Below are 15,641 nucleotides of genomic sequence, written 5' to 3'. Positions count from 1 at the left end.
ATAGCTAGGAATTCAGCAGATATATTAACCATTAGGGCATTTGACCCCGCAAAGGAGCATAGCTGATACCACATCATGGATAGACTGAACGAAGGAATTTAGGGACATTGATCCTGTGAGACATGGGAGGGTACGTCGCCATGAAATTAGTGGATTAATTCCAGTAATATTTTGGTAAAAACACTGATTTTCTGGGGTTATACATTTCTATATCCATAAAATTGAATATGTTGAAGTTATATCCAAAAAATATATCTATCAATTTATGAAATTGTAAGAAATAGAGAGTATTTAAGAGAAAATAAAAGTATATAGAGGGAGGTGAAGTTTAAGAGGATACTTGTAAATCTAAACGCTTTATCTGTTTAAATTATTAAAGTATATTTTGATATTAAAAAATGAATAAGAAAACAAGAGAGGGGAAATTAAAATGTTAAAAAATAATATTAGTAAAATAATAGCTATTATAATGGTTTTATGTGTAGGAATAGTATTTGTAGGATGTAAAAACACTCAAGAAGAAAAAGAACTATCAAAAATAGAAAAGATAAAAAAAGAAGGAAAAATAGTAGTTGGAACAAGTGCCGATTATCCACCGTATGAATTTCATAAAGAAGTAAACAAAAAAGATGAAATTGTTGGGTTTGATATAGAAATAGCAAAAGAAATAGCAAAGGATTTAGGGGTGAAGCTTGAAATAAAGGATATGAAATTTGATGGATTACTTGCAGCATTAGATTCTGGAAATGTAGATTTCGTTATAGCTGGAATGACTCCAACTGAAGAAAGAGCTCAAAAGGTAGATTTTACAAAAGTTTATTATAATGCTGTTCAAGCAGTAGTAGTTAAAACTGAAGATAAAGATAGAATTAAGTCAATAGATGATTTAAAAGGAAAGAAAATAGGTGTTCAAAAAGGATCTATTCAAGAACAAATAGCTACTAATGAAATTCCTGAAGCTAAGGTTAAATCTCTTGGTAAAGTATCTGATCTTATGCTTGAGTTGAAAAATAGTAAAGTTAATGCTGTGATAGTAGAAGTTCCTGTTGCAGATGCATACGCAAGTAAAAATGAAGATATTATTTTAACAGATATAGAATTTAAAGATGAAGAAGAAGGTTCTGCTATAGCTATTAAAAAAGGAAATGAGGATTTAGTGGAATCTATGAATAGTACTCTTGATAGATTGATTAAAGAGAAAAGTATAGATAAATTTGTATTACAGGCTATAGAAATGATTGATTAGGGAGTGAGAATTTTGGATTTTTCTTTTTTAAATAAGTATTATATGTTTTTTATAAATGGAGCTAAAAATACAATTCTTCTTGCAGCATTTTCTGTATGTATTGGTGTATTTCTTGGTATGTTTTTATCATTAATGAAGCTATCTAAAAATAAGTTTTTAAATATTATATCTACAGCATATATAGAATTTATAAGAGGAACACCGTTACTTGTACAATTGTTTATTGTATATTTTGGGCTTCCAAAGATAGGTATAAAGTTTCCTGATGTACCTGCTTTTGGAAGTGAATTTCCAGCTTTTATGGCAGGAGTTGTTGCATTATCTATAAATAGTGCAGCTTATGTAGCTGAAATAATTCGTGCAGGAATACAAGCTATTGATAAAGGACAAATGGAAGCTGCAAGATCATTAGGAATGCCTCATAATATGGCTATGAGATATATAATAATTCCTCAGGCTTTTAAAAATATATTACCTGCTCTTGGAAATGAATTTATAGTAGTTATAAAAGAATCTTCAATAGCATCTATAATAGGAATACCTGAGGTTATGTATAATGCAGATACTGTAAGAGGAAATACATTTCAACCTTTTGAACCACTAATTGTTGCAGCTATTATATATTTTATTATGACATTTACACTTTCTAAGTTGTTTGACGAGCCAACTTCAGCCCTAGATCCTGAAATGGTTGGAGAAGTTTTAGATGTTATGAAAAAATTAGCTTCACAGGGAATGACTATGGTGGTTGTTACCCATGAAATGGGTTTTGCAAAAGAAGTAGGAGATAGAGTTATTTTTATGGATTCAGGAAATATAGTAGAAAAGGGAATTCCTAAAGAAATATTTGAAAGTCCAAAACATCCAAGAACAAAAGATTTTTTAAGTAAAGTTTTATAAATATTAACTGTGTTAAAAGGGGCTACCTAAAATGATTTGAAAAATCATTTTAGGTAAGCCCCTTTTTAAATATATTAGAATATATAGATTTTTAGAAAAATATTTATTGACTTAGAGCTATATTTTATATATACTTTGATTATCAAAGTATTTGATAATCAAAAAATATAAAGGAGCTGAATTTATGAGATTACCATCTCTTAATATAGGAGAATTAATAGCAAAAATACCTATTATTCAAGGTGGAATGGGAATTGGGGTTTCAAGATCTTCATTAGCTGCAGCTGTAGCTAATGAAGGAGGTATTGGAGTAATATCAGGAGCGCAAATAGGATTTGAAGAAGAAGATTTTAGAACAAACAATAAAGAGGCAAATATTAGAGCTCTAAAAAGGGAAATAAAAAGGGCAAGAGAACTTAGTCCTAATGGAATTATAGGTGTTAATTTTTTAGTTGCCATGGAAAATTATAAAGAAATGGTTATGGCTGCAGTAGAAGAAAAAATCAACTTGATAATTTCTGGAGCAGGATTACCAAAAAATTTACCTGAAATGATTAAAGGTTCTAAAACAAAAATAGCTCCAATTGTATCTTCGGGAAAAGCAGCAGCACTAATTTCAAAGTTATGGGATAGAAAATATAATTATATACCTGATTTGGTTATTGTTGAAGGTCCTAAAGCAGGTGGTCATTTAGGTTATTCAATGGAGGAACTAGATGCATCAGAAAATATAGATTTAGTTAAAGTAGTAAAGGATGTTATAGATAGTCTAAAATCTTTTAAAGAAAAATATAAAAAGGATATTCCTGTCATTGCTGCTGGGGGAATATTTGATGGAACTGATATAGCAAAATACATTAAAGCAGGTGCAGCTGGAGTTCAGATGGGAACAAGATTTGTAGCTACACATGAGTGTGATGCAGATATAGAATATAAAAAAGCTTATGTAAATTCAAAAAAAGAAGATATTAAATTAATCAAAAGTCCTGTAGGTCTTCCTGGTAGAGCTATTAACAATAAGTTTGTTGAAAAAACTAAATTAGGAAATATACCAATAAAAAAATGTTATAGATGTATTGTTACTTGTAATCCCAAGACGACACCTTATTGTATAACTGAAGCTCTTATAGATGCAGTAAAAGGTGATGTAGATAATGGATTGATTTTTAGTGGAAGTAATGCATATAAACTTGATGAAATTATTTCGGTTAAAGAACTTATGAGCAAATTACTTAGTGAGGCACAGCTAGCTTTGGAATAAATATTGTTTTATAAAAACTTAATTCAAAGTGGTGGTAAAATTGAGTGAAAATATTAAAATATTAAATGAGCTTTTGGTAGATATTTTTTATGATATAACAAATGTTGAAAAAAAGATGTTTAGCCATGGCAAATTTAAAGATTTATCTATTACTGAGGTACGTACAATCAATGCTATTGGTATTAATAAACCTAAAAAAATGTCTGAAGTAGCTATAGATTTAAATATTACCGTAGGAACACTTACAACCTCTATTAATAGATTGGTAAAAAAGGGGTATGTAAAAAGAATAAAAGTAGAAGATGATAGAAGAATTGTACAAATTCAATTAACAGATAAAGGTAAATCTGTTTATAATACTCATAAAGATTTTCATTATGAAATTATAAAAAATATGATTAGTGGATTAAATAAAAATGAGCAAGATATACTTATAGAATCATTAAAAAATGTAAGCAATTTTTTTAAAGAGAATAATAGGTAAAGTAAATATTTTATAAAAAAATCTATGTGGTAAACATAGATTTTTTTATTTGTCAAATATAACTATAATGCAAAATAAGCAGATAAATTGAAAATAACTATGAAATGATGAGTTAAATAAAACATAATAACTATAATTAAAAAAATAGGACATAATATAAAAATAAATACAGGTTTTATATTTTTTACACATGATATATAATTATTCAAGCAATTAGCAACTACTATACAATTATATTGAGGTGAATTATATGGAAAATGTAACAGTATTAGCAGTAAATGATGTATTAACATTATCTGCAATAATTTTGATGACAGGGATGATTTTTTCGAAAATAAGCAAAATAGTAAAATTACCAGATGTAGTTTTGTATTTAATTGCAGGTATTATAATAGGGCCATCTGTACTTAATTTAGCAAGTATTGACTCTTATCCTATTGCAAATCACCTTATACTAACCTTTGGTTCTGCCTATATTCTGTATGATGGTGGTAGAGAAATAAAATTAAAGATTTTAAATAATGTAAAAATAACAGTAGGACTTTTAGCGACTATTGGAGTTGCAATATCTGCTTTTAGTATAGGACTTATATCAATGAAGATATTTAATATTTCATTTATTTATGCACTTTTAATAGGATCGGTAATAGCTTCAACAGATCCTGCTACTTTAGTTCCTGTTTTTAAAGAAATTACTATTAAAGATAAATTAAAACAAACTGTAATAAGTGAATCTGCTTTTAATGATGCAGCAGGGGCGATACTTGTATTTTCTATATTAACAATAATTCAATCAGGAAAAATTTCTTTAACTCATAACTTAGAAGAACTAGTTGTTATGATATTAGGTGGAGTTTTTGTTGGTGTGTTAGTTGGAATGCTGTTTTCAATTTCTATATCAGAGGGTAAATTAGGATTGTTTCACGAATTTGCACCTTTGGTTTCTATTGTTGGAGTAATATTAGCGTATATATTAGCTGAAAAAATACATGGTAGCGGATATATGGCTACATTTGTTACAGGATTAGTTTGTGGAAATAAAAAAACATTTAATTTATGGGTTCCTAGTAAAGATTTTGAAATACAAACTCATGTGAGAGAAACTCTTGCTATTATAATGAGAATAGCTATATTTGTATTGTTAGGAACTCATGTCGATTTTATATCTTTGGCTAAATATTGGAAAGAAGCTTTTTTAGTAGTATTAGCATTAATTTTGATAGTAAGGCCTGTATCTGTGCTAATTTGTACGTTATTAGATAGAAAAACAAAATGGAAATTTAATGAAATACTTTTTATGATGTGGGTAAGGGAAACAGGAGTTATTCCAGCAGCTTTATCTGGAATGATTATGAGTATGAATATAGACAATAAAGGAATTTTATCATCAGTTGTATTCATGGCAATACTTATAACTTTAGGAGTTCAAGCAAGTACAACTAAAATAGTTGCAAAAAAATTAAATGTTCTAGAATATGATAAAAAATAAAGTAAAATCCTCAATTAAGAGGATTTTACTTTATTTTATTATAAGTTAATTTTTACTTCGTATTTACCTTTTAATTCATTTACTTTTGTAAAGTATACACTTTGTTGTTTTGTATATAATATTTGTTGGGCTATTTGATTTCTTACTTCAGAAAGTGGTTTTATTTCTTCTTCTTTTTTATCATATACTTTTATTATATGATATCCAAATTGAGTTTTTACAGGGTTGCTAATTTCATCTTTTTTCATATCAAAAGCTGTTTTTTCAAATTCAGGAACCATTTGTCCTTTTGCAAAGTATCCTAAATTTCCACCTCTTTCATTTGAAGGGCATTTAGAATATTTTTTAGCAGCATCTTCAAATGAAAGACCATTATGTAATTCTTTTAATATATCTTCAGCCTTAGACTCTTCTTCTACAAGAATATGGCTTGCTTTTACACTTTCTGGAGCTTTAAATTGTGCTTTGTTGTTATTGTAAAAATCATTTATTTCATTTTCTTCAACTGTTACACTGCTTAATAATTTATTGATTGAATATTGTTTTAAGAAATTTTCTTTAATCTTTTCCATTTCAGCTTTGAAGCTTTCTTCTTCATCAACTTTATTTTCTATTGAATCTAAATAAAATAATTCTTGATTAACTAAATCTTCTAATAATTTTTTTCTTCCTTCTTCAGAGTTAAATTGCATAGCTCTTTGAGGACCAAGACTATTAAGAGCTGAATCAAGATCATTTTGTGTTATTTCTTTTTTACCAACTACAGCTAAAACTTCTTTTTTCTCCATAAATAAACTCTCCTTTATAATTTTATTCTTTCACATAATAACAAAAAAAATGAATTATGTCCAACGATGTAAAAAATAGATAAGTTGATAATATAAATCCAAACTTTTCCTAGAATTAAATTTTGATATTTTTATAAAATAAAAATAAAAGAGGAAAAGGAAGGGTTAATTATGAAAGGACAAAAAAATAGAAATGGTGTTCCAAGGGGAAGAAAAAATGCAAATTCAATGATGTCAGAAATGGCTAGTGAACTTGGGATACAAAGTTATGACACAGAAAATAAAGTTAATTTAGCAGCCATGGGAGAAAGTAAATATAGTAAAAAAACAATGAGTAAATTAAATAGAAAAAATAAAGGGAAATGAAAATAAAAATAACCTTAGAAAGAGGTAATATTAGTTTGTAGACAACTGCCTTGTTTGAAATTAACAAGGTAGTTTTATTTTTTACTATTTGTAAAGTTTACAATTATTAAGATAAAAACAAAAAGAAATAATCTAGATTAAATAGTAAACATATAGACAATAATACTCCTATAACGATTATAGGAGGGTGAAATATGAAAAATACAGATATTATATCAAATTTTTTAATGTTTAATGAAATATCAAAAAAAATAAATAATGCTAATAGTAGGGATAAGGAAAACTTAGTTTTATTAGAACAATTAGTAGAACATTATATTGAAAATTATGGGAAAAAGGGAAATTGTTTATTAAGGAAATTAAGCCTGATTAAAGATAATAATTAAGGTTACATAATAATCTTTAATAATGATATTTGGATATCATTTAAAATAAAATTTACGTTTATTTTTTTAAATATCTTTACAACTAAGAGAAAACATGTTAGGATTCTTATATAAAATTAAATAAATATTAAGTCCTTCAGGGCAGGGTGAAATTCCCGACCGGCGGTACAGCCCGCGAGCCATATTTATGGCAGACTTGGTTAAATTCCAAGGCCGACAGTAAAGTCTGGATGAAAGAAGGAATAATTATATCCATAATGTATTTTATATGGATATAATATATTTTGTTATATGCAAATAAAGCCCTGGGAATAATATTCTTAGGGCTTTTATTTTATTTAAAGCAGGTGATTTATTTGAATGTTAATTATATGAAAAGTGCATTGGAATTAGCAAAATTAGGAATAGGCTATGTAAATCCTAATCCTCTTGTAGGAGCAGTAATTGTTAAGGATGGAAAAATAATTTCAGAGGGGTATCATCAATTTTACGGAGGACCTCATGCGGAAATAAATGCATTTAAAAATACTACTGAAGATGTAAAAGGAGCTACTATGTATGTAACATTGGAGCCTTGTTCTCATTATGGAAAAACTCCTCCATGTGTACAGGAAATTGTTAAAAAAGGTATAAGTAAAGTTGTAATAGCAATGAAAGATCCAAATCCTATTGTATCAGGTAAAGGTATAAAAATACTCAAAGAAAATAAAATAGAAGTTATATATGGTGTGCTTGAAGAAGAAGCTAAAAAATTAAATGAGATATTTATAAAGTACATAACTGAAAAAGTTCCTTTTTGTATCCTCAAGACAGCTATGACATTAGATGGTAAAATAGCTTGCTATACAGGAGATTCAAAATGGATTACAAATGAATTTTCTAGAAAATATGTGCATGAACTTCGACATAGAGTTTCTGGAATAATGGTGGGTATTGAAACTGTACTTATGGACAATCCGCAATTGACAACTAGATTAGAAGATAAAAAAGGAAATAGTCCTACAAGAATAGTAGTAGATAGCAAAGGTAGAATTCCACTTGATTCTAATGTACTTAATAAAAATTTAGAGGGAAATACAATAATAGCTACAACAGAGATTGCTCATAAAAATAAAATTAAATCTATTAAAGAAATGGGTTTAGATGTAATTGTAACACCAATAAAAGATAATAAAGTAGATTTAAATTATTTAATGAAAGAACTAGGAAAAATAAATATAGATAGTATTCTTTTAGAAGGTGGAAGTACATTAAATTATAGTGCTTTAAATGAAGGGATTGTAGATAAAGTAATTTTTTTTATAGCCCCTAAGATTTTAGGAGGAATTAATGCAAAAACTCCAGTTGGTGGACAAGGAAAAGAATATGTTAAAGATGCTTTTAAATTATATGATTTAGAAATGTCAAGATTTGAAGATGATTTTATGATACAAGGATACATAAGAAAGAGGGAGTAATTATGTTTACAGGACTTGTAGAAGAAATAGGTACTGTAGAGTCTATTACTAAAGGTTCTAAAAGTGCAAAAATTATTATTAAAGCAAAAAAAATATTATATGATGTGAAGTTAGGAGATAGTATAAGTACTAATGGAGTATGTCTTACTGTAACTGAATATAATAATGATAAATTTTGCGTAGATGTTATGGCTGAAACTATGAGAAAAAGTAATTTGAAAAATTTAAAAAGGGGGAGTAAGGTTAATTTAGAAAGGGCATTGAGAGTAGGGGATAGGCTAGGAGGACATATAGTTAGTGGACATATTGATGGGATAGGAATTATAACTAGTCTTGAAAAAGAAGAAAATGCAACTTGGATATCAATATCTACATCTTCTGATATATTAAAATACATTGTATATAAAGGATCAATAACTATTGATGGAGTAAGCTTAACTGTTTCTTATGTTGATGACAATATATTCAAGGTTTCTATAATACCACATACAAAAGATGAAACTACTCTTTTGATAAAAAATATAGGAGATGAAGTGAATTTAGAGTGTGATGTGATAGGTAAATATATAGAAAAATTTTTGTTATTAAAAGAGGATTCAAAACTAAAAAAAGATATCGATGTTGATTTTTTAAGTCAGCATGGTTTTATATAGACTTTATAAAAATGTGAGGTGAAAATATGAACAAATTTAATACTATTGAAGAAGCTATAGAAGATATTAAACAAGGAAAAATGATTGTAGTTGTAGATGATGAGGATAGGGAAAATGAAGGAGATTTACTTATGGCAGCAGAAAAAGTAACTCCTGAAGCTATAAACTTTATGGCTACATATGGCAGGGGGCTTATATGTATGCCTATAGTTGAAGAAAGACTTAGAAAACTTGATATTTCACAAATGGTTTCTAATAATACAGATACACATGAAACTGCATTTACTATATCTATTGATGCAATAGAGACTACTACAGGTATATCTGCATATGAAAGAGCTATTACAATACGTAAGGCTTTAGACCATAAATCTACTTTTAATGATTTCAAAAGACCGGGTCATATATTCCCTCTTAAGGCAAAAGAAGGAGGAGTATTAAAAAGAGCTGGGCATACTGAAGCTGCTGTAGATTTGGCAAGGCTTGCTGGACTTTATCCTGCTGGAGTAATTTGTGAAATTATGAATGAAGATGGAACTATGGCTAGAGTTCCTCACCTTATGGAATATGTAAAAAAACATAATCTTAAAATTATTACAATAGCTGATTTAATAGAATATAGGAGAAAAAATGAAATTTTAGTAAAAAGAGTAACAGAGGCTAATATGCCTACAAAATATGGAGATTTTAAAATTGTTGGATATGAAAACAAATTAAATGGTGAACATCATATTGCTCTTGTGAAAGGAAATGTATCTGATGGAGAGCCTGCTTTGGTTAGAGTTCATTCAGAGTGTTTAACAGGCGATGCCTTTGGTTCATTAAGATGTGATTGTGGTGAGCAGTATTCTGCTGCAATGAAAAAAATAAATGATGAAGGTAGAGGAGTGCTTGTATACATGCGTCAAGAAGGAAGAGGAATAGGTCTTATTAATAAGTTAAAGGCGTATGCTCTTCAAGATAAAGGTATGGATACTGTGGAAGCAAATTTAGCATTAGGATTTCCAGAAGATATGAGAGACTATGGAATAGGTGCTCAAATTCTATTAGATTTAGGAGTACAAAAAATAAAATTAATGACTAATAATCCTAAAAAATTATGTGGATTATCAGGTTATGGTATAGAAATAGTCGATAGAGTTCCAATACAAATGAATCATAATGAAAGAAATTTTTATTATTTAAAAACAAAAAAAGAAAAATTAGGACATATGTTAAATTTTAAGGAGGATGAATAAAAATGAAGATTTATGAAGGAAATTTAATTGCTAAGGGTTTGAAATTGGGTATTATTATTGGAAGATTTAATGAATTTATAGGATCAAAATTATTATCTGGTGCTATTGATGCAATTAAGCGCCATGGAGCTGAAGAAAATGATATTGAAATAACTTGGGTTCCAGGAGCTTTTGAAATACCTTTAGTTGCTAAAAAAATGGCTAAATCAAAAAAATACGATGCAGTTATATGTCTTGGAGCTGTTATAAGAGGTGCTACTCCTCATTTTGATTATGTATCTAGTGAAGTTTCAAAAGGAATTGCAAATGTATCTTTAGATACAGAGGTTCCTGTTATATTTGGAGTACTTACTACAGACACTATAGAACAAGCTATTGAAAGAGCAGGTACTAAAGCTGGTAATAAAGGTTATGAAGCTGCTGTAACAGCTATAGAAATGGCAAACTTATTAAAAAAATTTTAGTAGAAAGCCGGTATTATTTTTCTTATTAATTTTAGAAAAATAATACCGGCTTTTATTATAACGAATAGGAAATTATATTCCTATTTAAATTGTGGATAAATATAAATTCCGTTATGAGTTTTAAGCAACGGAATTCGTTAGAATTCGTTGGCGCTATGAAATTTTAAAAAAGTCTACATTGTAAAATCTTTAGAATAAAGACTTTTTTATTTAATAAATTTAACTAATATATTTTTATATCTTTTCTCTCTTGAAGTAATGTGTATGAAGAAGTTCATGAGCTTTTTTACCATAAGGTTCACCTAAAAATTCTTTATATAATTTTTGGATATATGGATTTTCGTGAGATTTACGAAGGTTTTTAGACCTATCTTCTTTATATAGACCTTCAGCTCGTTTTGAAACTATTTCTAAATTCCCATGGTGATAAGGTTGACCGCCTCCACCTATACATCCACCGGGACAAGCCATTATTTCAATTGCATGATAATTTGACTTTCCTGATTTTATGTCTTCTAATATTTTACGAGCATTACCAAGACCACTTGCTACTGCTACATTTATATTCATATCATTTATTTTTATAGTAGCTTCTTTAATTCCATCCATTCCTCTAAGTTCATTAAACTCTACACTTTCTAAAGTTTCATGTGTTATCCATTCATAAGCAGTACGAAGAGCTGCCTCTAAAACTCCTCCTGTTGTACCAAATATTACAGAAGCTCCTGTAGACTCTCCAAGAGGATTATCAAATACATCGTCTTTAAGAGAATTAAAATCAATTCCAGCTTCTCTTATCATTTTAGCAAATTCTCTTGTAGTTATAACAATATCTACATCTTTCATATCTTCATGAGTAAGCTCAGGACGAGCTGCTTCATATTTTTTAGCAACACATGGCATTATAGATACTATTACTATATTTTTAGGATTTACTTTCATTTTATCGGCTAAGTAAGTTTTAGCAATTGCTCCAAACATCTCATGTGGAGATTTACAAGATGAAGGTATATCTAATAGCTCTGGGAATTGATGTTCAAAAAACTTAACCCAAGCAGGACAGCAGCTTGTAAGAATTGGAAGTTTTCCGCCGTTTTTGATTCTATATACAAGTTCAGATGCCTCTTCCATTATAGTTAAATCTGCTGCAAAATCAGTATCAAAAACTTTATTGAACCCTAAACTTCTAAGTGCGGATACAATTTTACCTGTTACAAGTTCTCCTGGTTGCATACCAAATTCTTCTCCTAAAGCAACTCTTACAGCTGGTGCTGTTTGAACTATAACTATTTTTTTATCGTCATTTAAAGCATCCCAAACTTTTGAAATATTATTAACTTCTGTTAATGCTGCTGTAGGGCATACGGCTACACATTGACCACAGAATGTGCATGAAGTTTCATGCATAGGATTATAAAAAGAAGGAGATATAATTGTTTCAAATCCACGATCAACTCCAGATAATACGCTTACTGTTTGAACTTCGCTACACATAGTTTCACAACGTCTACATAGAATACATTTATCCAAGTTTTTGACAATTGAATAACTTGATTTATCAATACCGTGGTTTGAAGAGGCTCCTTTATATTTGATTTCACGAATTCCAAGTTCAGCAGCTAGGGATTGAAGTTCACAATCTGTATTTTTTTCACAAAGTAGGCAATCTTGAGGGTGGTTAGATAAAAGAAGTTCTATAATGTTTCTACGAGCCTTAATTGCTCTTAGTGTATCAGTTCGTACTATCATACCTTCAGATACAAGAGTTGCACATGCAGGTAGAAGGTTTTTCTTTCCTTCAACTTCAACTACGCAAACACGACATGAAGCAACTTTATTTACCATTTTAATATTGTGAAGATCAAGATGACATAAAGTAGGTATTTTAATATTTAAAGCTTTTGCAGCTTCTAAAATTGTAGTTCCTTTAGGAACTGCTATATTTTTATTGTTAATTGTTAAATTTACTAAATTCATTTTATCACCTCACAGACTATTTTTTTATTATTGCATCAAATTTACAACCTTCTAAACAAGCTCCGCACTTGAGACATTTTTCTTGATTTATGGTATGTTGTTCTTTTACTTTACCAGTTATAGCATTAGCAGGACATAGTTTTGAACATTTAGTGCAACCTATACATTTATCTGTAATAAAATAGTTAAGGAGTGCTTGACATGATCCAGAAGAGCATTTTTTATCATTAACATGTTCTTCGTACTCATTCATAAAATATTTCATTGTACTTAAAACAGGGTTTGGTGCTGTTTTACCAAGACCGCATAAAGAAGTATCTTTAATAGTTTGAGCAAGTTCTTTTAAATCAGCTAAATCTTGTTTAGTACCTTTACCTTCTGTAAGCTTTGTAAGTATTTCGTGCAAACGTTTATTTCCTATACGACAAGGAGTACACTTACCACAAGATTCTTCAACAGTAAATTCAAGGAAGAATTTAGCTATATTAACCATACAGTCAGTTTCATCAAGTACAAGCATTCCGCCTGATCCCATCATAGATCCTATAGCATTTAATGAGTCAAAGTCTATAGGAGTGTCTAAAAACTTTGGAGGGATACATCCACCAGAAGGGCCTCCTGTTTGTACAGCTTTAAATTCTTTTCCATTAGGAATTCCACCGCCGATTTCATATACAATTTCTCTGAGTGTAGTTCCCATAGGAACTTCAACAAGACCTATGTTGTTTATTTTTCCACCAAGTGCAAAAACTTTTGTACCTTTAGATTTTTCAGTACCTATAGAACTGTACCAACTAGCTCCTTTATTTATTATTGCAGGAATATTAGCATAAGTTTCTACATTGTTTACACAAGTAGGTTTTTGCCATAACCCTTTTTTAGAAGAACTTATAGTTTTCATTCTAGGTTCTCCTCGATTTCCTTCAATAGAATGAATAAGAGCAGTTGCTTCACCACATACAAATGCACCTGCACCGTATTTAAGCTCTATATCAAAATTAAATCCTGTTCCAAATATGTTTTTTCCAAGAACACCAACTTCTCTTGCTTGATTTATTGCTATTTGTAATCTATGAATTGCAAGAGGATATTCAGCACGAATATATATATAGCCTTTATTAGAACCTATGGCATAACCATTAATAGCCATGGCTTCCAAAATAGAATGAGGATCTCCTTCAAGAACAGACCTATCCATGAATGCTCCAGGATCTCCTTCGTCTGCATTACAAATTACATACTTCTGATTAGATACTGCTATTTTAGTTGACTCCCATTTTTTACCTGTAGGAAATCCTGCACCACCTCTACCCCTAAGCCCAGATTTTTTGACTATATCAATAACTTCATCTTGGGACATGGAAGTTAATATTTTTCCAAGAGCCATATATCCATCGGCAGCTATATATTCATTAATATCTTCTGGATTTATAAGTCCACAATTTCTAAGAGCTATGCGCATTTGCTTCTTGTAAAAAGACATTTCATCATGTTTTGTAACTTTTTTTCGTATAGTAGGTTCTTCGAATAGAAGTCTTTCAATAATATTTCCTTTTATAATATGCTCATTGATAATTTCTCCAGCATCATCAGGTGATACATGAACATAAAAAACATTATCAGGAAATATTTTTACTATAGGCCCTTTAGCACAAAATCCAAAACATCCTGTTAAAGAAACTTTTACTTTATCCGAAATATTTGCATTATTAATATGTTTTTTTAGATTTTCAATTATTTTATCACTTTCTGAAGAATGACAACCTGTTCCACCACAAACTAGAATTTCTTTTGTATCAGAAATTTTAGTTGTATAATCTTCATAATGTTCTCTCAAAGCTAATATAGGCTTTAATTTTTCGTTAAGCTTAATAAGCTCTTTATAAGATTTTATTTTAGCCATAAGTAGTTACCTCCAATCTGTATGAATAAATATATTTTCTATTTATTAAAAAAATTACATTAAATTTTCTGCTAATTCTTTATTTTCTTTTTTATCTATATTTTTATAATTTGATAATATTTTAGATACATCCTCTTTTGTAACGTGACCATAAACTTTATCGTTGATTACCACTACTGGTGCAAGACCACAGGCACCTACACATCGTAATCCTTCTAGAGTAAATTTACCATCAGAAGTAGTTTCACCACATTTAATATCAAGTTGTTTTTCAAATTCTTCCATTACCTTATCTGCACCCTTAACAAAACATACTGTTCCTAAGCAAACATTAATAACAAATTTGCCTCTTGGCTTAGTTGTGAAATAAGAATAAAAACTTACTACTCCAAATACTTTTGAGGATGGTAGATTTAATTTTTCACTTATAAATAGTTGAACTTCTTTAGGCAGGTACCCAAATATATGTTGAGCTTTATGTAATACTTCAATTAAAGCTCCTTCGTTATTAGGAATACTAGAAATAAATTTTTCAAGTTTTTCAAATTTTTCTTTCCCTAAAAGCCCATTTGACATTTAATAACCCCCTTTGTTAAAAATAAATCATTTTTAAAAAATTCAGAAAATTAAATTTATTATATTATACTATAAAAAATATATTTTGGTAATGATTTTATGAATAAAAATTCAACAAACATTAATATTCATTAAACTCGTATAGACAAATAATAGAAAACTTAAGAAAAATATATTTATTAATATTAAGTAGGAAATTATAAAATTTCAAAATCTGTGGAAAACTTGCTAAAATATATGTATAAGTATTGAAAAAAGAGAGATGAAGAGATGACTAAAGTAACATTAAAAAAAATATTGCAAGATAATTGGCAAAACTTTTTAAAGAAAAAAATTAAAAGAATTCCGAAGGTAATAAGGGCAGATGTTATAGAAACAGTTGAAAAAGCAATGGACTGTGGGAGGCTAGAAAAGGGATATACAGAGTATATGTGTTTAGAATGCATGGAAAGT

General features: G+C 29.0%; 15 protein-coding genes, 1 pseudogene and 1 riboswitch. Of the genes and pseudogenes, 12 read left to right on the top strand and 4 right to left on the bottom strand.

Annotated features, from left to right (window positions below):
* Nucleotides 1-430 precede the first annotated feature (430 nt).
* The 5 genes from BUA77_RS10330 to BUA77_RS10305 all read left to right on the top strand — a co-directional run bounded on the left by BUA77_RS10330 (nt 431) and on the right by BUA77_RS10305 (nt 5,380).
* Nucleotides 431-1,246, top strand: a complete 816-nt coding sequence (locus BUA77_RS10330; protein ID WP_072889879.1) for a transporter substrate-binding domain-containing protein — start codon at nt 431-433, stop codon at nt 1,244-1,246.
* A 12-nt stretch (nt 1,247-1,258) separates the two neighbouring features.
* A complete protein-coding gene (locus BUA77_RS10325) occupies nt 1,259-2,146 on the top strand; it encodes an ABC transporter permease subunit (RefSeq protein ID WP_084605709.1) in 888 nt (295 codons plus the stop codon).
* 184 nt (nt 2,147-2,330) lie between these two features.
* Nucleotides 2,331-3,407: an NAD(P)H-dependent flavin oxidoreductase gene (locus BUA77_RS10315; protein ID WP_072889877.1), complete on the top strand. Its 1,077-nt coding sequence runs from the start codon at nt 2,331-2,333 to the stop codon at nt 3,405-3,407.
* A 40-nt stretch (nt 3,408-3,447) separates the two neighbouring features.
* Complete coding sequence (locus BUA77_RS10310; RefSeq protein ID WP_072889875.1) at nt 3,448-3,891, top strand: MarR family winged helix-turn-helix transcriptional regulator; 444 nt, start codon at nt 3,448-3,450, stop codon at nt 3,889-3,891.
* 250 nt (nt 3,892-4,141) lie between these two features.
* Complete coding sequence (locus BUA77_RS10305; RefSeq protein WP_072889872.1) at nt 4,142-5,380, top strand: cation:proton antiporter; 1,239 nt, start codon at nt 4,142-4,144, stop codon at nt 5,378-5,380.
* Nucleotides 5,381-5,418: 38 nt separating this feature from the next.
* On the opposite strand, the gene BUA77_RS10300 is transcribed toward BUA77_RS10305, so the two are convergent.
* Nucleotides 5,419-6,168: a peptidylprolyl isomerase gene (locus tag BUA77_RS10300; RefSeq protein WP_072889870.1), complete on the bottom strand. Its 750-nt coding sequence runs from the start codon at nt 6,166-6,168 to the stop codon at nt 5,419-5,421.
* A gap of 171 nt (nt 6,169-6,339) precedes the next feature.
* On the opposite strand from BUA77_RS10300, the gene BUA77_RS10295 reads away from it, so the two are divergent.
* The 6 genes from BUA77_RS10295 (at nt 6,340) to ribH (ending at nt 10,732) form a co-directional block, all read left to right on the top strand.
* Nucleotides 6,340-6,534 carry a hypothetical protein gene (locus BUA77_RS10295; protein WP_072889869.1) on the top strand — a complete coding sequence of 65 codons (195 nt, stop codon included), beginning with the start codon at nt 6,340-6,342 and terminating at the stop codon, nt 6,532-6,534.
* A 194-nt stretch (nt 6,535-6,728) separates the two neighbouring features.
* Nucleotides 6,729-6,920, top strand: a complete 192-nt coding sequence (locus BUA77_RS10290) for a hypothetical protein (protein WP_072889868.1) — start codon at nt 6,729-6,731, stop codon at nt 6,918-6,920.
* A 128-nt stretch (nt 6,921-7,048) separates the two neighbouring features.
* Nucleotides 7,049-7,166: riboswitch (FMN riboswitch) on the top strand.
* Nucleotides 7,167-7,267: 101 nt separating this feature from the next.
* Entirely contained in the window at nt 7,268-8,377 is a 1,110-nt protein-coding gene (gene ribD, locus BUA77_RS10285; protein ID WP_408645644.1) for a bifunctional diaminohydroxyphosphoribosylaminopyrimidine deaminase/5-amino-6-(5-phosphoribosylamino)uracil reductase RibD, read from the top strand.
* A gap of 2 nt (nt 8,378-8,379) precedes the next feature.
* Nucleotides 8,380-9,030 carry a riboflavin synthase gene (gene ribE, locus BUA77_RS10280; RefSeq protein ID WP_072889866.1) on the top strand — a complete coding sequence of 217 codons (651 nt, stop codon included), beginning with the start codon at nt 8,380-8,382 and terminating at the stop codon, nt 9,028-9,030.
* A 26-nt stretch (nt 9,031-9,056) separates the two neighbouring features.
* A complete protein-coding gene (locus BUA77_RS10275; RefSeq protein WP_072889865.1) occupies nt 9,057-10,268 on the top strand; it encodes a bifunctional 3,4-dihydroxy-2-butanone-4-phosphate synthase/GTP cyclohydrolase II in 1,212 nt (403 codons plus the stop codon).
* 2 nt (nt 10,269-10,270) lie between these two features.
* Nucleotides 10,271-10,732: a 6,7-dimethyl-8-ribityllumazine synthase gene (gene ribH, locus BUA77_RS10270; protein ID WP_072889864.1), complete on the top strand. Its 462-nt coding sequence runs from the start codon at nt 10,271-10,273 to the stop codon at nt 10,730-10,732.
* Nucleotides 10,733-10,966: 234 nt separating this feature from the next.
* On the opposite strand, the gene BUA77_RS10265 is transcribed toward ribH, so the two are convergent.
* From BUA77_RS10265 to nuoE, 3 genes are read right to left on the bottom strand one after another with little or no spacing between them, the layout of a single operon-like run.
* On the bottom strand, nt 10,967-12,709 hold the full coding sequence (locus tag BUA77_RS10265; protein ID WP_072889863.1) for an NADH-dependent [FeFe] hydrogenase, group A6: 1,743 nt from the start codon (nt 12,707-12,709) through the stop codon (nt 10,967-10,969).
* A gap of 16 nt (nt 12,710-12,725) precedes the next feature.
* Nucleotides 12,726-14,612: an NADH-quinone oxidoreductase subunit NuoF gene (locus tag BUA77_RS10260; protein WP_072889860.1), complete on the bottom strand. Its 1,887-nt coding sequence runs from the start codon at nt 14,610-14,612 to the stop codon at nt 12,726-12,728.
* A gap of 54 nt (nt 14,613-14,666) precedes the next feature.
* Nucleotides 14,667-15,188: an NADH-quinone oxidoreductase subunit NuoE gene (nuoE, locus tag BUA77_RS10255; RefSeq protein ID WP_072889858.1), complete on the bottom strand. Its 522-nt coding sequence runs from the start codon at nt 15,186-15,188 to the stop codon at nt 14,667-14,669.
* A gap of 270 nt (nt 15,189-15,458) precedes the next feature.
* On the opposite strand from nuoE, the pseudogene BUA77_RS10250 reads away from it, so the two are divergent.
* Nucleotides 15,459-15,641 (top strand): annotated as a pseudogene (locus BUA77_RS10250) (transposase zinc-binding domain-containing protein); the annotation flags it as partial.

It is taken from the genome of Tepidibacter formicigenes DSM 15518 (assembly GCF_900142235.1).
Taxonomy (GTDB): Bacteria; Bacillota; Clostridia; order Peptostreptococcales; family Peptostreptococcaceae; genus Tepidibacter; species Tepidibacter formicigenes.
The sequence above is the reverse complement of the archived record's forward strand: the minus strand, read 5'-3'. Positions and strand labels throughout refer to the sequence as shown.